This is a genomic window from Actinoplanes sp. NPDC051513, from assembly GCF_044454685.1.
Taxonomy (GTDB): Bacteria; Actinomycetota; Actinomycetes; order Mycobacteriales; family Micromonosporaceae; genus Actinoplanes.
Map to the genome: position 1 here is coordinate 474,894 of NZ_JBITDW010000005.1, position 15,167 is coordinate 490,060.

The 15,167-nt window shown below is 71.0% G+C and carries 15 protein-coding genes; 12 read left to right on the forward strand and 3 right to left on the reverse strand.

Annotated elements, in window-relative coordinates; all coding sequences use genetic code 11:
• The first annotated feature begins 2 nt into the window (after nucleotides 1–2).
• From ACIA5D_RS20060 to larC, 4 genes are all read left to right on the forward strand, one after another.
• A complete protein-coding gene (locus ACIA5D_RS20060) occupies nucleotides 3–521 on the forward strand; it encodes a helix-turn-helix transcriptional regulator (protein WP_396031572.1) in 519 nt (172 codons plus the stop codon).
• A complete protein-coding gene (gene larE, locus ACIA5D_RS20065) occupies nucleotides 518–1,333 on the forward strand; it encodes an ATP-dependent sacrificial sulfur transferase LarE (protein WP_396031575.1) in 816 nt (271 codons plus the stop codon). The genes ACIA5D_RS20060 and larE overlap by 4 nt, the downstream gene beginning before the upstream one ends.
• Nucleotides 1,330–2,022 carry a nickel pincer cofactor biosynthesis protein LarB gene (gene larB / locus ACIA5D_RS20070; protein ID WP_396031578.1) on the forward strand — a complete coding sequence of 231 codons (693 nt, stop codon included), beginning with the start codon at nucleotides 1,330–1,332 and terminating at the stop codon, nucleotides 2,020–2,022. Before larE ends, larB begins: the two co-directional genes overlap by 4 nt.
• 108 nt (nucleotides 2,023–2,130) lie before the next feature.
• The gene (gene larC / locus ACIA5D_RS20075) at nucleotides 2,131–3,387 is read left to right on the forward strand and encodes a nickel pincer cofactor biosynthesis protein LarC (protein ID WP_396031581.1); all 1,257 of its coding nucleotides are present in this window, start codon (nucleotides 2,131–2,133) and stop codon (nucleotides 3,385–3,387) included.
• Here the strand turns inward: larC and uxaC are convergent.
• On the reverse strand, nucleotides 3,377–4,768 hold the full coding sequence (uxaC, locus tag ACIA5D_RS20080; RefSeq protein ID WP_396031583.1) for a glucuronate isomerase: 1,392 nt from the start codon (nucleotides 4,766–4,768) through the stop codon (nucleotides 3,377–3,379). The genes larC and uxaC overlap by 11 nt on opposite strands.
• 159 nt (nucleotides 4,769–4,927) lie before the next feature.
• On the opposite strand from uxaC, the gene ACIA5D_RS20085 reads away from it, so the two are divergent.
• Genes ACIA5D_RS20085 through ACIA5D_RS20115 form a run of 7 tightly spaced genes read left to right on the forward strand, consistent with a single transcriptional unit; the run spans nucleotide 4,928 to nucleotide 11,737 of the window.
• Nucleotides 4,928–6,259, forward strand: coding sequence for an ABC transporter substrate-binding protein (locus ACIA5D_RS20085; protein ID WP_396031585.1), 1,332 nt, complete (start codon nucleotides 4,928–4,930; stop codon nucleotides 6,257–6,259).
• A gap of 16 nt (nucleotides 6,260–6,275) precedes the next feature.
• Complete coding sequence (locus ACIA5D_RS20090) at nucleotides 6,276–7,208, forward strand: carbohydrate ABC transporter permease (protein ID WP_396031587.1); 933 nt, start codon at nucleotides 6,276–6,278, stop codon at nucleotides 7,206–7,208.
• Nucleotides 7,205–8,068, forward strand: a complete 864-nt coding sequence (locus tag ACIA5D_RS20095) for a carbohydrate ABC transporter permease (RefSeq protein ID WP_396031589.1) — start codon at nucleotides 7,205–7,207, stop codon at nucleotides 8,066–8,068. The genes ACIA5D_RS20090 and ACIA5D_RS20095 overlap by 4 nt, the downstream gene beginning before the upstream one ends.
• Complete coding sequence (locus ACIA5D_RS20100) at nucleotides 8,065–8,985, forward strand: Gfo/Idh/MocA family protein (protein ID WP_396031591.1); 921 nt, start codon at nucleotides 8,065–8,067, stop codon at nucleotides 8,983–8,985. Before ACIA5D_RS20095 ends, ACIA5D_RS20100 begins: the two co-directional genes overlap by 4 nt.
• A 12-nt stretch (nucleotides 8,986–8,997) precedes the next feature.
• Nucleotides 8,998–9,825, forward strand: a complete 828-nt coding sequence (locus ACIA5D_RS20105; protein WP_396031593.1) for a sugar phosphate isomerase/epimerase family protein — start codon at nucleotides 8,998–9,000, stop codon at nucleotides 9,823–9,825.
• The gene (locus ACIA5D_RS20110; RefSeq protein ID WP_396031595.1) at nucleotides 9,822–10,880 is read left to right on the forward strand and encodes a Gfo/Idh/MocA family protein; all 1,059 of its coding nucleotides are present in this window, start codon (nucleotides 9,822–9,824) and stop codon (nucleotides 10,878–10,880) included. The genes ACIA5D_RS20105 and ACIA5D_RS20110 overlap by 4 nt, the downstream gene beginning before the upstream one ends.
• Nucleotides 10,877–11,737 carry a sugar phosphate isomerase/epimerase family protein gene (locus tag ACIA5D_RS20115; RefSeq protein WP_396031597.1) on the forward strand — a complete coding sequence of 287 codons (861 nt, stop codon included), beginning with the start codon at nucleotides 10,877–10,879 and terminating at the stop codon, nucleotides 11,735–11,737. Before ACIA5D_RS20110 ends, ACIA5D_RS20115 begins: the two co-directional genes overlap by 4 nt.
• Here ACIA5D_RS20115 and ACIA5D_RS20120 read toward each other — a convergent pair.
• On the reverse strand, nucleotides 11,623–12,708 hold the full coding sequence (locus ACIA5D_RS20120; protein ID WP_396031599.1) for a LacI family DNA-binding transcriptional regulator: 1,086 nt from the start codon (nucleotides 12,706–12,708) through the stop codon (nucleotides 11,623–11,625). The genes ACIA5D_RS20115 and ACIA5D_RS20120 overlap by 115 nt on opposite strands.
• An 83-nt stretch (nucleotides 12,709–12,791) precedes the next feature.
• Nucleotides 12,792–13,724 (reverse strand): hypothetical protein, encoded by a 933-nt coding sequence (locus tag ACIA5D_RS20125; RefSeq protein ID WP_396031601.1) that lies wholly within the window; start codon nucleotides 13,722–13,724, stop codon nucleotides 12,792–12,794.
• A 177-nt stretch (nucleotides 13,725–13,901) separates the two neighbouring features.
• On the opposite strand from ACIA5D_RS20125, the gene ACIA5D_RS20130 reads away from it, so the two are divergent.
• Complete coding sequence (locus ACIA5D_RS20130) at nucleotides 13,902–15,125, forward strand: Ig-like domain-containing protein (protein ID WP_396031603.1); 1,224 nt, start codon at nucleotides 13,902–13,904, stop codon at nucleotides 15,123–15,125.
• Nucleotides 15,126–15,167: the final 42 nt, after the last annotated feature.

Sequence of the window (15,167 nt, forward strand, 5' to 3'; positions counted from 1 at the left end):
ACGTGGCGGCGCTGCGTCAGGAGGCGTTCGACCCGGGCCCGGCCGGCGACCTGGTCATGGCCCGGCTGTCGGATGCGCTGATCGCCCGGGCGCTGCGCTGGCACGGCGAGGTCACCGATCACCCGGGGTGGCTGGCCGGCCTTCGCGATCCGCACCTGACCGCCGCGCTCGGCGCGCTGCACGCCGATCCGGCGCGGCCGTGGACCCTGCGGTCGCTGGCCGCGACGGCGACCCTGTCGCGGACGGCGTTCGCCGCCCGCTTCTCCGCCACGGTCGGTGTGCCGCCGATGCGCTACCTCCAGTCGCTGCGCCTGCATCACGCCCGGCGCCTGCTGCGCGACGAGCGGCTGACCGTGGCCGCGGTCGCCGCACGCGTCGGGTACGCCTCCGAGGGCGCGTTCGCCGCCCGGTTCCGGGAAGCCTTCGGGATTCCACCGGGAACGTGGCGGCGCCATGCCGCCGCAACATCTGGCAACCGCTTGGCGCGTGGCAGGGTTGACGGCATGGAATGGCAGTCATGAACAGCGACCTGGTCGACCGCGCCACCGCCGGCGTCGCGCGGCAGCTCGACGGCGTGCAGCGGCTCGGCGTGGCGTTCTCCGGCGGCGTCGACTCGTCGGTGCTGCTGGCGCTGGCCGCCCGCGCCCTCGGCCCGTCGCGGGTGCTGGCGCTGCTCGGGGTGTCGCCCAGCCTCGCCGCCGACGAACGGGACGGCGCGCACGAGGTCGCCCGCCACCTGGGCGTACGGCTGGCCGAGGTCGAGACCCACGAGGGCGACCGCGCCGAGTACCGCGCGAACGGCCCCGATCGCTGTTTCTGGTGCAAGGACGAGCTGTTCACCCGCATCGAGGCCGCCGATCACGGGCTCGACGCGGTCGCCTACGGGGAGAACGCCGACGACGTACGCCGCACCGACCGTCCCGGCTCCCGCGCCGCCGCCGCGCACCGGGTGCTGACGCCGCTGGCCACGGCCGGGTTGACCAAGGCCGACGTCCGCGGCATCGCCCGCGCCCTGGGCCTGCCGAGCGCCGACAAGCCCGCCGCGCCGTGCCTGGCCTCCCGCATCCCCCATTTCATCCCGGTCGACGCGCTGAAGCTGAGCCAGGTGGAGCGGGCGGAGGCGGCTCTCCGCCGGCTGGGTTTCGGCGACTTCCGGGTACGCCACCACGGCGAGATCGCGCGTCTCGAGCTGCCGATCGCCGACCTGGAGCGCGCGGCCGGCGAACTACGGGAGGCCGTCCACCGCGCCGTGACCGAGGCGGGCTTCCGCTTCGTGGCCCTCGACCTGGCCGGCATCCAGTCGGGCGCCTTCACCCGGGCGGCCCGCCGGTGACCGACCTGTCCGCCTACGCCGACCTCGACCTCGGCCGCGCGGGGCGCCGGGGCTACCCCGAGGCGGTCTACTGCGCCGGCAAGACCCCGTCGCAGGTGGCCGGGATAGCCGCCGAGATGCGCACCCATCCCGAGGTCGTCACCCTCTTCACCCGCGCGGCCCGCGAGCACGCGGCCGCGGTCCTCGACGTGCTGCCCGACGCCTTCCACGACCCCGATGCGGGCCTGCTCGCCTGGCCGCCCACCCCGCCTGCCCCGGCCGGCGGCCCGGTGGCGGTCGTGGCGGCGGGCACCTCCGACCTGCCGGTGGCCCGCGAGGCCCTGCTGACCGCCCGTTACCTGGGTCGCGAGGCGAACCTGGTGGTCGACGTCGGCGTGGCCGGCCTGCACCGGGTCCTCGCCCACCTCGAGCTCCTGCGCCACGCCCGCGCCGTCGTCGTCGTGGCCGGCATGGACGGCGCGCTGCCCGGCGTGGTGGCCGGCCTGATCGCCGCGCCGGTGGTGGCGGTGCCGACCTCGGTCGGCTACGGCGCCGCGTTCGAGGGCCTGGCCGCCCTCCTGACCATGCTCAACGCCTGCGCCCCAGGCGTGGCGGTGGTGAACATCGACAACGGCTACGGCGCCGGCCACCTCGCCGCCCAGATAGCCGCCCCGGCCGACGCGGATGCGGCCGAGGCGGACCTGACGTGAGCACGCAAGAGCACGGCCGGGTCGACACGGTTGCGGCCAGGGCGGACCCGACGTGAGCACGCAAGAGCACGGCCGGGTCGACACGGTTGCGGCCAGGGTGGACCTGACGTGAGCGCGCACCGGCACGCCTGGATCGACGCGTCCGCCGGGGTGGCCGGTGACATGCTGCTCGGCGCCCTTCTCGACGCGGGCGCCGGTCTCGGCGCGGTCCGGGCGGCGGTCGAGGCCGTCTCCAGCGGGAGTGTCCGGGTGAGCGCCCGCGAGGTGGCCCGGGCCGGGCTGCGCGCGCTCAAGGTGGATGTCGAAGCGCTGGTCGCCGAGCCGCCCGAACGCACCTGGCGGGACGTGCGCGACCTGCTCGACCGGGCCGCCCTGCCGGCGCCGGTCCACCGCAACGCCACCGCCGTCTTCCAGCGGCTCGCCGAGGCGGAGGCGCACGTCCACGGCGTGACCCCCGACGCGGTGCACTTCCACGAGGTGGGGGCGCTCGACGCGATCGCCGACGTGGTGGGGTGCTGCGCGGCGCTGCACGACCTGGGGATCGCGTCCGTCTCGGCCGGGCCGGTGGCGCTGGGCTCGGGAAGCGTCCGCACCCGGCACGGCCGCCTGCCGGTTCCGGCGCCCGCGGTGGCCGAGCTCGCGCGGGGCTGGCAGGTCGCGGCCGGCGGCGACGGCGAGCTGGCGACACCGACCGGGATGGCGCTGCTGCGCACCCTGGCCGGCGCGTGCGAGCCGCTGCCCCCGATGGTGCTCGACGCCGTCGGAGTGGGCGCGGGCGGCCGCGACCCGGCGGATCACGCCAACGTGGTCCGCGTGTTGCTCGGCAGCCCGGCCCCGACGGCCGGCGGCCCGGCGCAAACAGCCGACGGCCCGGCGCGGACGGCCGGCGAGACGCTCGTGCTGCTCGAGGCCAACGTCGACGACCTCGACCCGCGGCTCTGGCCGGGGGTCCTCGACGGCCTGCTCGAGCTGGGCGCGGCCGACACCTGGCTCACGCCGATCCTGATGAAGAAGGGACGGCCCGCTCACACACTGAGCGTGCTCTGCGCCGCCGAGCGCGCCGGCGCCCTGCGCGAGCGGATTTTCCGCGACACGAGCACGCTCGGCATACGGCACAGCCCGCGCGGGCGGGTGGCGCTGGAGCGCGGCTTCGTCCAGGTGACCGTCGGCGAGGGCCACGTCGCCGTGAAGGTCGGTCACCGCGACGGCGTGGTGGTCCAGGTGATGCCGGAGTTCGCCGACGTCGCCGGCCTCGCCCGCGAGCAGAACCGCCCCGAGCGGCTCGTGCTCCAGGAAGCGATGGCCGCCGCGGCCGCCGACGGGCTGGTGGTCGGCGCGGCGATCCCGGAGCGGCTCAGAGCTTGAAGACCGCCCGCGGCTGGGTGGTCACCAGGGCCGTCAGCGTGTCGAGGGCCTCGTCCTCGTCGAGGCGGTGCTCGGCCACCAGCGAGGCCAGGAAACCCGCGTCGAGGCGGCGCGACATGTCGTGGCGGGCGGGGATCGAGCAGAACGCCCGGGTGTCGTCGATGAAGCCGGACAGCCGGGAGAAGCCGGCGATCTCGGTGACCGACTGCTGGTAGCGCCGGATCTCGGCGGGATTGTCGAGGAACCACCACGGCGCCCCCGCGTACACCGAGGGGTAGAACCCGGCCAGCGGCGCGATCTCCCGGCTGTAGACCGTCGCGTCCACGGTGAACAGCACCAGGTGGAACCCCGGGTGGGTGCCGAAGCGCTTCAGCAGCGGCCGCAACGCCCGGGTGAACTCGGCCGCGACCGGGATGTCGTGCCCGGTGTCGGGGCCGAACGCGGCGAGCGTCGGCGGGTGGTGGTTGCGGTGGATGCCCGGATGCAGCGTCATGACGAGACCGTCGTCGCAGGACATGCGGGCCATCTCGAAAGTCATGTGCCGGCGGAAGGCCGTTGCCTCGGCGGGCGTGATCGTCCCGGCCAGCGCCGAGCGGTAGAGCCGCTCGGCGTCGCGGCGGTCGAGCGGCTCGGTCCCGGCGTCGGCGTGCCCGTGGTCGGCCGACACCGCGCCGTGGGCGACGAAGTAGCGGCGACGTTCCTCCAGCGCCGCGAGGTAGCCGGCGTAGTCGCCGACGTCCCCGCCCAGTTCCTTGACGTAGGTGGGCCAGCCGGGCCGGCCCGCCTCGAGGTAGCGGTCCGGCCGGAAGGTCGGCGCGACCGTGGTGGCCACCGCCGGGTCGTCCCGCAGGAAGCGGTGCGCGGCCAGGTCGTCGGCGGGATCGTCGGTGGTGGCCAGGAAGTCGATGCCGAACCGGCGCAGCAGCGCCCGGGGACGGTGGCTCGGCGCCGCCAGAAGGGCGGCGATCCGGTCGTACAGATCATCGGCGTTTGCGGCGGACGGCCGTGACGTGATCTCGAAGATGTCGGCCAGCTCGTTGTCGAACCAGTACCGGACTGGCGTCCCGCGCAGCAGATGCCAGTTGGCGCAGAGCAGCCGCCAGGCGTGCCGCGCGCGGTCGGGCGGCAGCGGCCCCTCCCCCACGCCGAGGTCCCGCAGCGGCACCCCGCCGGCGTGCAGCAACCGGGTCACGTAGTGGTCGGGCTGGATGAACAGGCTGGCCGGATCGGCGAACGGCGTGTCGTCGCGCAGGATGCGCGGGTCGACGTGGCCGTGCGGGCTGACGATCGGCAGCTCCCGGACCTCGGTGTAGAGACGGCGCGCGATCGGGCGCACCCCGGGGTCGGCGGGCAGCAGGCGGTCGGGGTGCGGGGCAGCCATGCGCCCGAGCCTGAGCGGCGCGGCACGCGGTGGGCAAGCGGTTGCCACATGTTGCCTGACGGCCGGAGCAACAACTGGCAACCGCTTGCCCAGCGCGCCGGGCGGGGCTGACAGTGACGGGCATCACTCCATCCGCGGCACGCACCGAAGGAGACCATCATGCGTACCGGAAAGATCATGGCGCTGGCCGGTGCGACGGTGCTTGCCGCCGCCGCGCTCACCGCTTGCGGGGGCGGCGACGACAGCGGCGGCGACGGCGGGGGGAAGACCCTCAACGTGCTGATCGGGGCGAACACGCAGTACCCCGAGGAGTTCCAGGCCTGGCAGAAGTCGATCAGCGACAAGTTCAAGGCGCAGACCGGCGCGACGGTGAAGTTCGAGACGTTCGCCAGCGCCAACGACGAGCTCACCAAGATACAGACCTCGGTGGTGTCGGGCTCCGGGCCCGACGTGTACGCGGTCGGCACCACCTTCACGCCCACGGCCTACTCGACCGGCGCGTTCGTGAAGATGGGCGACGAGGAATGGAAGAAGATCGGCGGCAAGGAGAAGTTCAACCCGGCCACCCTCGGCATCTCGGGCCCGGACGAGCAGAACCAGGTCGGCATCCCGTGGGTGAGCCGCCCGTTCGTCATGGCCTACAACACCGAGCTGCTCAAGGCGGCCGGCATCGACAAGCCGGCGACCACCTGGGACGAGCTCACCCAGCAGGCCAAGCAGCTGACCAAGGGCGATCAGTACGGCCTCGCGGTCGCGTACAAGGACAACTTCGACCCGTGGAAATTCGTCTGGGGCATGTCGGTGCAGGCCGGCAACCCCCTGGTCGACGGCAAGACGGCGAAGATCCAGGACCCGACCGTGCAGAAGGCGTACCAGACCTACTTCGGCTGGCTGGCCAACGACAAGGTGGTCGACCCGGCCGCCGTCGGGTGGACGAACCCGCAGGCCCTCGCCGCGTTCGCGAAGGGCAAGACCGGCTACTTCCTGCTGACCACCTCGACCGCCACCAACTCGCTCGAGCAGGGCGCGGTGAAGGGCAAATGGGCGTTCACCTTGCTGCCGACCGTGCCGCCCGGCGCGACCAGCCGGCCCGCCAACGGCGTCGAGGCCGCCAGCATCCTCTCCGGCGACAACCTGCTCGTGGCCGACTACTCGAAGAACAAAGACCTGGCTTTCGCGTACGTCAAATTGGTCACCGACCCGGACGTGCAGCTCGACTACTACCAGAAGTTCGGCAACCTGCCCGCCAACGCGTCCGCGCTGCAGAGCCTCGCGTCGGACCCGAAGCTGGGCCCGGTGACCGAGGCGGCGAAGAAGTCGGTGGCCACGCCGTTCACCGGCGCCTGGAGCGACATCCAGCTGGCGCTGACGAACGTGGCGGTGCAGTCGCTGCCCGACCTGGCCAAGGGATCGATCAGCCCGGCCCAGATCGACGCCCGGATCGCCGACGCGCAGAAGGCGGCGCAGTCCTCGCTGGACCGGGCGAAGTGAACCCGGGCCCAGTGACATGACCACCCTGCTGCGGGCGCCGCAGAAAGCGGCGCCCAAGGAACACAAGCGACGCGGCGTCACCGAGCGTCAGCGCCCCCTGTGGCTGCTGACTCCCGGCGGCCTGCTGATGATCGTGGTCATCCTGATCCCGCTCGTCCTGGCGCTGTGGATCTCGCTGATCGACCTCGACCAGTACACGCTGCGCCGCTGGGTCGAGGCCCCGTTCATCGGCCTCGCGAACTACGCCGAGTCCCTCGACTCCGGCCTGCTGCAGTCGATCTGGATCAGCGTGTCGTTCGCGGTGATCTCCACGGCCGCCACCGTGCCGATCGGGATCGCGGCCGCGCTGGTCACGCAGAACGCATACAAGGGCCGCGGCATCATCCGGGCGATCTTCCTCATCCCGTACGTGCTGCCGTCGTTTGTCGTCGCCTCGGTCTGGCGAACGATGCTGCAGCCGGACGGCATCGTCAACGAGTTGCTGGGCCGGAACAACACGCTCTGGCTCAGCGGCCCGAACTCCTACTGGACGCTGATCCTCGTCGAGATCTGGGCCGCCTGGCCGTTCATCTACCTGATGGCCCTCGCGGGGCTCCAATCGGTCGACCACGAGGTGCACGAGGCGTCGGCGGTGGACGGCGTGACCTGGTGGCCGAAGCTGATCAAGGTGATCCTGCCCTACCTGCGCGGCCCGGTGCTGCTGGCTTGCCTGCTCGCCACGCTCAACCACATCAACAACTTCACGTTGCCGTTCGTGCTGTTCGGCGCGCCCGCCCCGGACAACGTCAATGTGATGCCGATGCTGGTCTACGTGACCAGTTTCCAGAGCCTGCGGTTCGGGCTCAGCGCGGCGATGGCGGTGGTGTCGCTGATCCTGGTGCTCATCCCGCTTTTCGTTTATCTCCGGGCCGTCCGTCTCGATGTCCATGAAGAGGGGGTACGGCGATGAGCGCGCACGCCGAGGCCACCCGGCTCCTGCCACGGCCGCTGCTGGTGACGGTCACCGTGCTGCTGTGCGCGATGGTGCTGGTGCCGCTGTCGTACATCGTCCTGGCGTCGCTGAACAGCGACGTGGGCGTGGCGGCCGGCGAGTTCTGGCCCAGCTCGTTCAGCCTGGAAAGCTATTCGAAAATCTGGACCACGGCCGACCTGTCCACCGGCATCGTCAACAGCCTGATCGTCTGCGGGTTCACCGCGATCTTCTCGGCGCTGCTCGGCACCACCACCGCGTACGTCCTGGTTCGCTACCAGTTCCGGGGACGGTTGACCATCCTGCGCGGCCTGGTCGGCCTGCAGAGCATCCCCGGCACCCTGATGCTGCTCCCGGTTTTCGTGCTGTTCTCCTCGGCCGGAAACTATCTGGGCCTGACCGTCGTCGGCACCAGGTGGGGACTGTTCGTGGCGTACCTGACTTTCGCGCTGCCGTTCTCGACCTGGGTGATGGTCACCTACCTGCGCGGGCTGCCGCGCGAGCTCGAGGAGGCGGCCCGCACCGAGGGGGCGTCCACGCTGGTCATCCTGCGGCGGATCATCTTCCCGCTGAGCCTGCCGGCGATCGTGGTCGCGGCCATCTTCGCGTTCCTGCTCGGCTGGAACGACGTGCTGTTCGCGTCGGTGCTGACCCGGCCCGAGACGCACACCGCCGCGGTGGCGTTGCAGATCTTCGGGTCGTCGCAGGAGGGCGGGGCGCTGCCGGTGTACTCGCAGATGATGGCCGCGGCGCTGGTCTGCGCGGCGCCGGTCGTCATCCTCTACCTGGTCTTCCAGCGCTACCTGGTGGGCGGGCTGACCGCGGGCGGCGTCAAGTGACGCGGGTCGCGGTCATCGGCCCGGGGGACGTGTCGGTGGTGCACCTCGCGGCGATCGAGAAGCTGGGCGCCGACCTCGTGGGAGTCTGCGACAGCGACCACCGGAGGTTTCTCGACGACCTCCGCCCCGAGGTGGTGCACATCTGCACCCCGCACGACCAGCACGTGCCGATCGCGATCGACGCGCTCGAACGCGGCGCGCACGTCTTCCTCGAGAAGCCGGTGGCACACACCCTCGACGAGGCCGAGCGCCTGATCGCGGCCGCGAAGGAATTCCCGCATCTCAAGGTGGGGGTCTGCCTGCAGAACCGCTACAACCTGGCGTCGCGGCACGCCCGCGACCTCCTCCCCGGGCTGGGCGAGATCGCCGGCGCGTCGGCCACCGTCCTCTGGCACCGCACCCCGCAGTACTACCGCAACCGGCCGTGGCGCGGCGACCGTCGGCGCAGCGGCGGCGGTGTCCTGATCAATCAGGCGATACACACCATCGACCTGGTGCAATGGCTGGTCGGCGACGTCACCGCCGTGCGGGGGCACGCCGGGCGCTACGGCGGGTTTCCGGGCGACGTCGAGGACACCGCGAGCCTGATGCTCGACCACGCGAACGGCGCGCGCAGCGTCATTTTCGCCACGGTCACCAACGCCACCGACTCTCCGGTCAGCATCGAGATCGTCACCGAGAAGGCGACGCTCACCCTCCGCGGCGATCTGACCGTCGCGTACGCCGACGGCCGCGTCGACGTCGTCGCCGAACATCGCGAGAGCACCGGCGGACGCGATTACTGGGGAGCGTCGCACGAGCTCATCATCGCCGATTTCTACCGCAAGCTGGCCGATCCCGAGCCGTTCTGGATCGGCCCCGAGGAGGCGATCCGATCCCAGCAGCTGATCGACGCCCTCTACCGCCAGAACACCTGAAAGGCGCCGCCGATGTGGACTCTCTCCGGATTCGCCGACGAGATCTCCCCCGATCTCACCGAACAATGCGAGGTCGCGGCCGGGCTGGGCCTCAAACACATCGAGGTGCGCAGCGCCTGGGACGTCAACATTCTCGACCTCTCCCCCGAACAGCTCGCGACCATGCGAAAAACGCTTTCCGCGTACGGGTTGAAGGTGTCCAGCATCGGGTCGCCGATCGGGAAGATCTTCATCGACGAAGACTTCGCCCCGCATCTCGAGCGCATGCGGCACGCGGCCGAGGTGGCGCACGAGCTGGACGCCCCGTACATCAGGATCTTCTCGTTCTTCCTGCGGCCCGGCGCCGATCCGGCGGCCCACCGGCTCGAGGTCATCGACCGGATGCGCGCGCTGGTGCGGGTCGCCGAGGAGGCCGATCTGATCCTGCTGCACGAGAACGAGAAGCAGATCTACGGCGACATCCCGGCCCGCTGTCTCGACCTGATCCGCTCGGTCGGCTCGCCCTATCTGCGGCTGGCCTGGGACCCGGCCAATTTCGTGCAGGTCGGCGTCCGTCCCTACACCGACGCGTACGCGATGCTGCGCCCGCACCTCGAGTACATCCAGATCAAGGACGCGTTTCTCGCCGACGGCACGGTGGTTCCCGCCGGCGAGGGCGACGGCGAGGTGGCGGCGACGATGCGCGCGCTGCGCCACGACGGCTTCGACGGTTTCTTCTCCCTCGAACCGCATCTCGCGGCGGGCCACGCGACCGGCGGTTTCTCCGGTCCGGAACTCTTCCGCACCGCCTGGCGCGCCTTCACGGAAATTCTGAAGACCGAGGAGATTGAGTACGCGTGAGCACAGCACCGAAATTCGCGCTGGTCGGCGCGGGAGTCATCGGCAAGCACCACGGCATGGTGATGGGCCAGCTTCCCGGACAGGTCGACCTCGTAGCGGTCGCCGATGTCGCATCGGAACGGGCCGAGGCCCTGGCGGCGGAACGCGGCGGAACCCCGTACCCGTCATTGGATGCCGCCCTCGCGGCGCAAGAAATCGACGTGGTGGTGGTTTGCACGCCGACCGGGAAACACGGCGAGGTCGCGATCGCGGCGCTCGAAGCCGGCAAGCACGTGATCATCGAGAAGCCGGCCGAGATCACCGTGGCCCGCACCGACGAGATCATCCGGGCGCAGCAGAAGGCCGGCACGCTGGTCACGGTCATCTCGCAGCATCGGTTCGACCCGGCGACCGAGCAGACCCTCGAGGCGATCGGCAAGGGCGAGCTCGGGCGGATCACGTCGGGAATCGCGTCGATCGACTGGTGGCGCGGGCAGAGCTACTACGACTCGGGCGGCTGGCGCGGCACGTGGGAGCTCGACGGCGGCGGCGCGCTGATGAACCAGGGCGTGCACACGGTCGACCTGCTCGTCGCGGCGCTCGGCCGGCCGGTGGAGGTGTTCGCCTACGCCGGAACGCTCGCCCACGAGCGCATCGAGGTGGAGGACGTCGCGGTGGGCGTGGTGCGGTTCGCCTCCGGCGCGCTCGGCGTGCTGCACGCGACGACCGCGGCCTATCCCGGGCTGAGCGCGCGGCTGCAGGTGCACGGCGACCGCGGCTCGGCGGTCATCGACAACGACCAGATGGCGTTCTTCCACTCCACGCCGGTGGGCGTCGCGCCGTCCGAAATGATGATGGGCGGCACGCAGGCCATCTCCGCCGGCAGTGGCGATACCGCGGCGGCCGCGAATCCGGGGCAACTTTCCGACGCCCACCGCCTGCAGTACCTCAACTTTCTGGGCGCGCTTTCCGGCACCGAGAAACTTCGCGTCGACCTCGAGACCAATCGGCAGTCGATCGCCGTCATCACCGCCGCCTACGAGTCGGCGCGCACGGGAAAGCCGGTGGCGCTGTGAACCTTCTGGCCGCCAACCCGATTCCCTACTGGGCATCGGCCGGCAAGACCCGGGACGTTTTCACTTCCGCTTTCGCGGACTTCCAGGACATCGGATTCACCGCGGTGAAAGCCGACGTCCCGTCCGGCATGTCCGCTGACGACTATCGGTCGTGGATCGCGGGCTACGGGCTTTCGCCGTCGCTGAGCCTGTTCAACTCCCCGTTCGACGAAACTGTCGACCTGGCCGCCGAGATCGAACGCGCGAAACTTTTCGCCGCCGACCAGGTCGCGCTCGGCCTCGACCGTACGATGATCTCGTCGATGGCGCGGCCGGAACGCCTGGCGCAACCCGCCGTCGGCGCCGCCTTCTCCGCCTCGCGGCTGGACCGGGCGATCGAGATGTGCGGCGAGGTGTGCCGCGTGCTGCAGGCCGAGGGGCTACGGCCGCTGCACCACTCGCACGTCGGCGGGATCTTCGAGACCGAGCACGAGATCACGCGGCTGCTCGACGACCTCGGGCCCGGCGTCATCGGCTTCGGGCCGGACACCGGGCACCTGCGGTGGGCCGGGGTGGAGCCGGCCGGGTTCATCCGCCGCTACGCCGACCGGCTCGGCGGCATCCACATCAAGGACGTCTTTCCCGACCTGCTCGGGAATCCTTCGCTCAGCTACGCCGGGGCCGCAGCCACCAAACGGCTGTGGGCCGAGCCGGGGCTCGGCGTCGTCGACTTCGCGGCCGTGCTCGACGCGATTCCGGCGGACTACGACGGCGACTTCATGATCGAGGTGGACGAGCCGAGCGTCGAGTCCAAGCGGGAGTCCCACCGGATGTCGTTCGACTGGGCCGTCCGGATGCTGAGCGGTCGTCTCCGCTGACCCGTCGAGCCCCGCACCACCAGCCGCACCGGCAGGACGAGGGGGTCGCCGCTGGGCTGCGCGCCCTGCGACACCGCGATGCAGTTGCGCACGCCGGTGAACCCCATCCGGTACAGCGGCGACGCGATCGTGGTGAGCTGCGGCTCGACCAGCTCGTCGAAGATGATGTTGTCGAAGCCGACCACGCTGACCTGTTCGGGCACGCTCACGCCCAGCCGGCCGAGCCCCTTGACGATGCCGATCGCGAGCTGGTCGTTGTACGCCTGCACGGCGGTGGCGTCCAGCTCCGCGACCCGCAGCGCCGCGCTCAGCCCCGCGAGGACGGTCGGGCCGTACGGCCCGATCCGGCGCGCCTCGAGGTGCAGCTCGGCCGCCACCTGCCGCACCGCCCGCCAGCGCACCCCGTCCGACCAGCTGGCCTCCGGCCCCGCCACGTACGTGATCCGCTCGTGCCCCAGCTGCGCGAGGTGCTCCACCGACCGCCGGATGCCGCGCTCGGCGTCGTTGAGCACGCAGTTCGCCTCCGGGATGCTGCGGTTGAGCAGGACGACGGCCTTCTGCTTGGCCACCATGCGCAGCGCCGAGTCGGTCATCCGCGAGCTGGCGATCACCACCCCGTCGACCTGCCCGAGCTCCTGCTCGATCGTCTGGCGCTCCACCTTGGGCGACTCGTTGGTGTGCGACAGCATCAGCTGGTAGCCGGCCTCGCGGGCGGCCTCGTACGCCCCTTTGATGATGTCGCCGTAGAACGGGTTGGTGACGTCCGCGACCACCAGCGCGATGGCGTGCCGCTTCTCGCCCGCGGATGGCCGGCCGGCTTTTCCCATCCGGTATCCGAGCGTCTCGGCCGCCAGGAAGATGCGCTGCGCGGTGTCGGCGTTCACCCGCCCCGGCCGCGCATAGGCCCGCGACACCGTCGACGCGGACACACCGGCCTCGCGCGCCACGTCGTAGATCGTCGGGCGCTTCATGTCGAGAATGTTAAATCTCTCGAGCTCCGCGCGCTGGCATCGTCGGAGGTCGTGTCCGAACTGCCACCCGCACGGCCCGCCGATCAGCCCGACCGCGACGGCGCCGGGCTGGGCAGCGCCTCCGGCACCCGCACGATGGTGCAGCTCACCCCACGCTCGGCGGCCAGGCCGCAGTTGCTCACCGCCCCGGTCGAATTCTCACCCTCGCCGACCACCTGCGCCGTCACGCCCAGCCACGGATGCGTAGCGTCGCGGGCGAAGGCGATCGTGAACGAGTACGCGACGGCGCCGTCCTTGTCCGGCCCGACGTAGGCCCGATAGATCTCGGCGCTCCCGGTCGTCGTGTCGGTGGCAGTCAGCAGGTGCGCGACGATCTCGTACCGCTCGTTGTTGGCCAGCCCCGCGGCCGACACCTTGCCGATGAGTGTGACGTAGCCCGCCGGCTCGGCCGTGGGCTGCACGTCGGCGGCGATGGTGGGCCGGGCCGTGGTGCGCAGCGTCGCGGTGGCGAGCACGACGGTGGCGAGCACCGACGACCCGAACAGGAACACCCCGGTGAGCGCGAGGCCCGTCCGCAGCCGCCGCGATTCGCGCATGGCAACCCAGAAGATGCCGACGCCGGTGCCCACCACGATGAGCGCGATGAACCCGTACCAGGCGAGCGCGTCGAAGGTGGTGCGCGCGCCGTCGCGCTGGTAGATGAAGCCGACGAGGACCCACATCACCGCGGCCAGTAGCCCCGCGGCGACCAGCGCGACCCGCACGGTCCGCGAACTCTCGCGCACAGTGGCGTCAGTCCGCACCAGCGCCGAGGCCAGCCCGGCGAGCACCGCGATGCCCGCGGTGCAGGTGCTGGTGAGCGTCGCCTCCGGCGCGTTGCGCAGCAGCCCGGCGACGATGCCGGTGCCGATCCCGAAAACGCCGAGCACCCCGGCCGCCACGGTGACGGCGCTGGCGGCGATGTTGAGCAGCCGGTCGTACCCGGCGGGTTGTCCGCTGTTCTCGGCCGTGGCCACGCCTCACCCTAGGGCTTGACCGCGGGGTCGCCAGGTGACGCGCCGAGAGGGCGGGATCGAGCGGGCCGTCGCGGCGGCCCTGCCGAATCGATGGACGTGTTACCTTTCCGGCCTCATCAGCGTCAATTCCTGTGCGGCCATCATGGCGTCGGCCGGGACCCCTCGATTGCGAGAGCCATGATTCAGCGACGCAAGGTCATCATCGGGACACTGAGCGCTGCCGCCGCTGTGGCGACCGTCGGTGGTTCCGCGCCGGGTTCGGCGAGCGCCGAGCCCACCGCGGCGGGCCCGGAGGAGAAGAGCAGCCCTCCGGTCGCGCCGGTCCGGCTGAGCGTGACCCCGTCGAGCGGGGCGACCGCGGTGTCTCCGGCGACGCCGATCGTCGTCGCCGTCCGGGCCGGCACGCTGAAGTCGGTCGCCGTGACCGCGGGCGGGACGGTCGTCAGCGGTTCCGTCCAGGACGACGGGACCTGGCGCTCCACCGGCGCCCTGGCCTACGGCAAGACGTACCGGGTGATCGTGACGGCCACCGACAGCTCGGGCACGGCGACGGAGACGACGTCCAGCTTCACCACGGTGAAGCCGCAGCACCTCGTCGAGACGACATTCCGGGCCAACGCGATGAGCTCCCTCAAGAAAAGCCACGCGTACGGGGCGGGCCAGCCGGTGATCATCGCGTTCAGCCGCGCCGTCAACAAGGCGGCGGCGGAGAAGGCCATCGAGATCACGACGTCGCCCGCCGTCAAGGGCAAGTTCTACTGGAAGGACGGCAGGACCGTGCACTGGCGGCCCCAGAAGTACTGGGCCGGCGGCACCTCGATCACGGTGAACGTCAACGTGTTCGGCGTCAAGCTCGGCAACGGCGTGTACGGCCAGAAGAACGCGTCGACCCGTTTCACCATCGGCCGTCAGCTGATCGCGATCGTCGACAACAAAGCGCACCTGACAAAGGTCTACATCGACGGCAAACTCGTACGCACGATGAAGGCCAGCCTCGGCAAGGGCGGCTCGACGACCGGCAGCAACGGCGAGTACATCAGTTACTGGACGACGGGTGGGCCCCACGTGGTGCTGTCCAAGGAACGGGTGCACAGCATGAGCTCGGCCAGCTACGGCATCACCGACCCGAACGACCCGAACTACTACGGGGCCGAGGACATCGAATACTGCACCCGGATCACCTACTCCGGCGAGTTCCTGCACGCCGCCCCGTGGAACCATTCGCTGGGCAGGGCGAACCTGTCGCACGGCTGCATCAACCTGAGCGTGTCCGACGCCAAGTGGGTCTACGAGAACTTCATGATCGGCGACGTCGTCGATGTCCGGAACAGCCCGAGAAAGCTGCAGCTCTGGAACGGGCTGGGCGACTGGACCGTGCCTTTCGAGAAGTACGACCGCTGACCGAGCGGACCACCACTGCTCAATCATGACGGTCAACGCCGC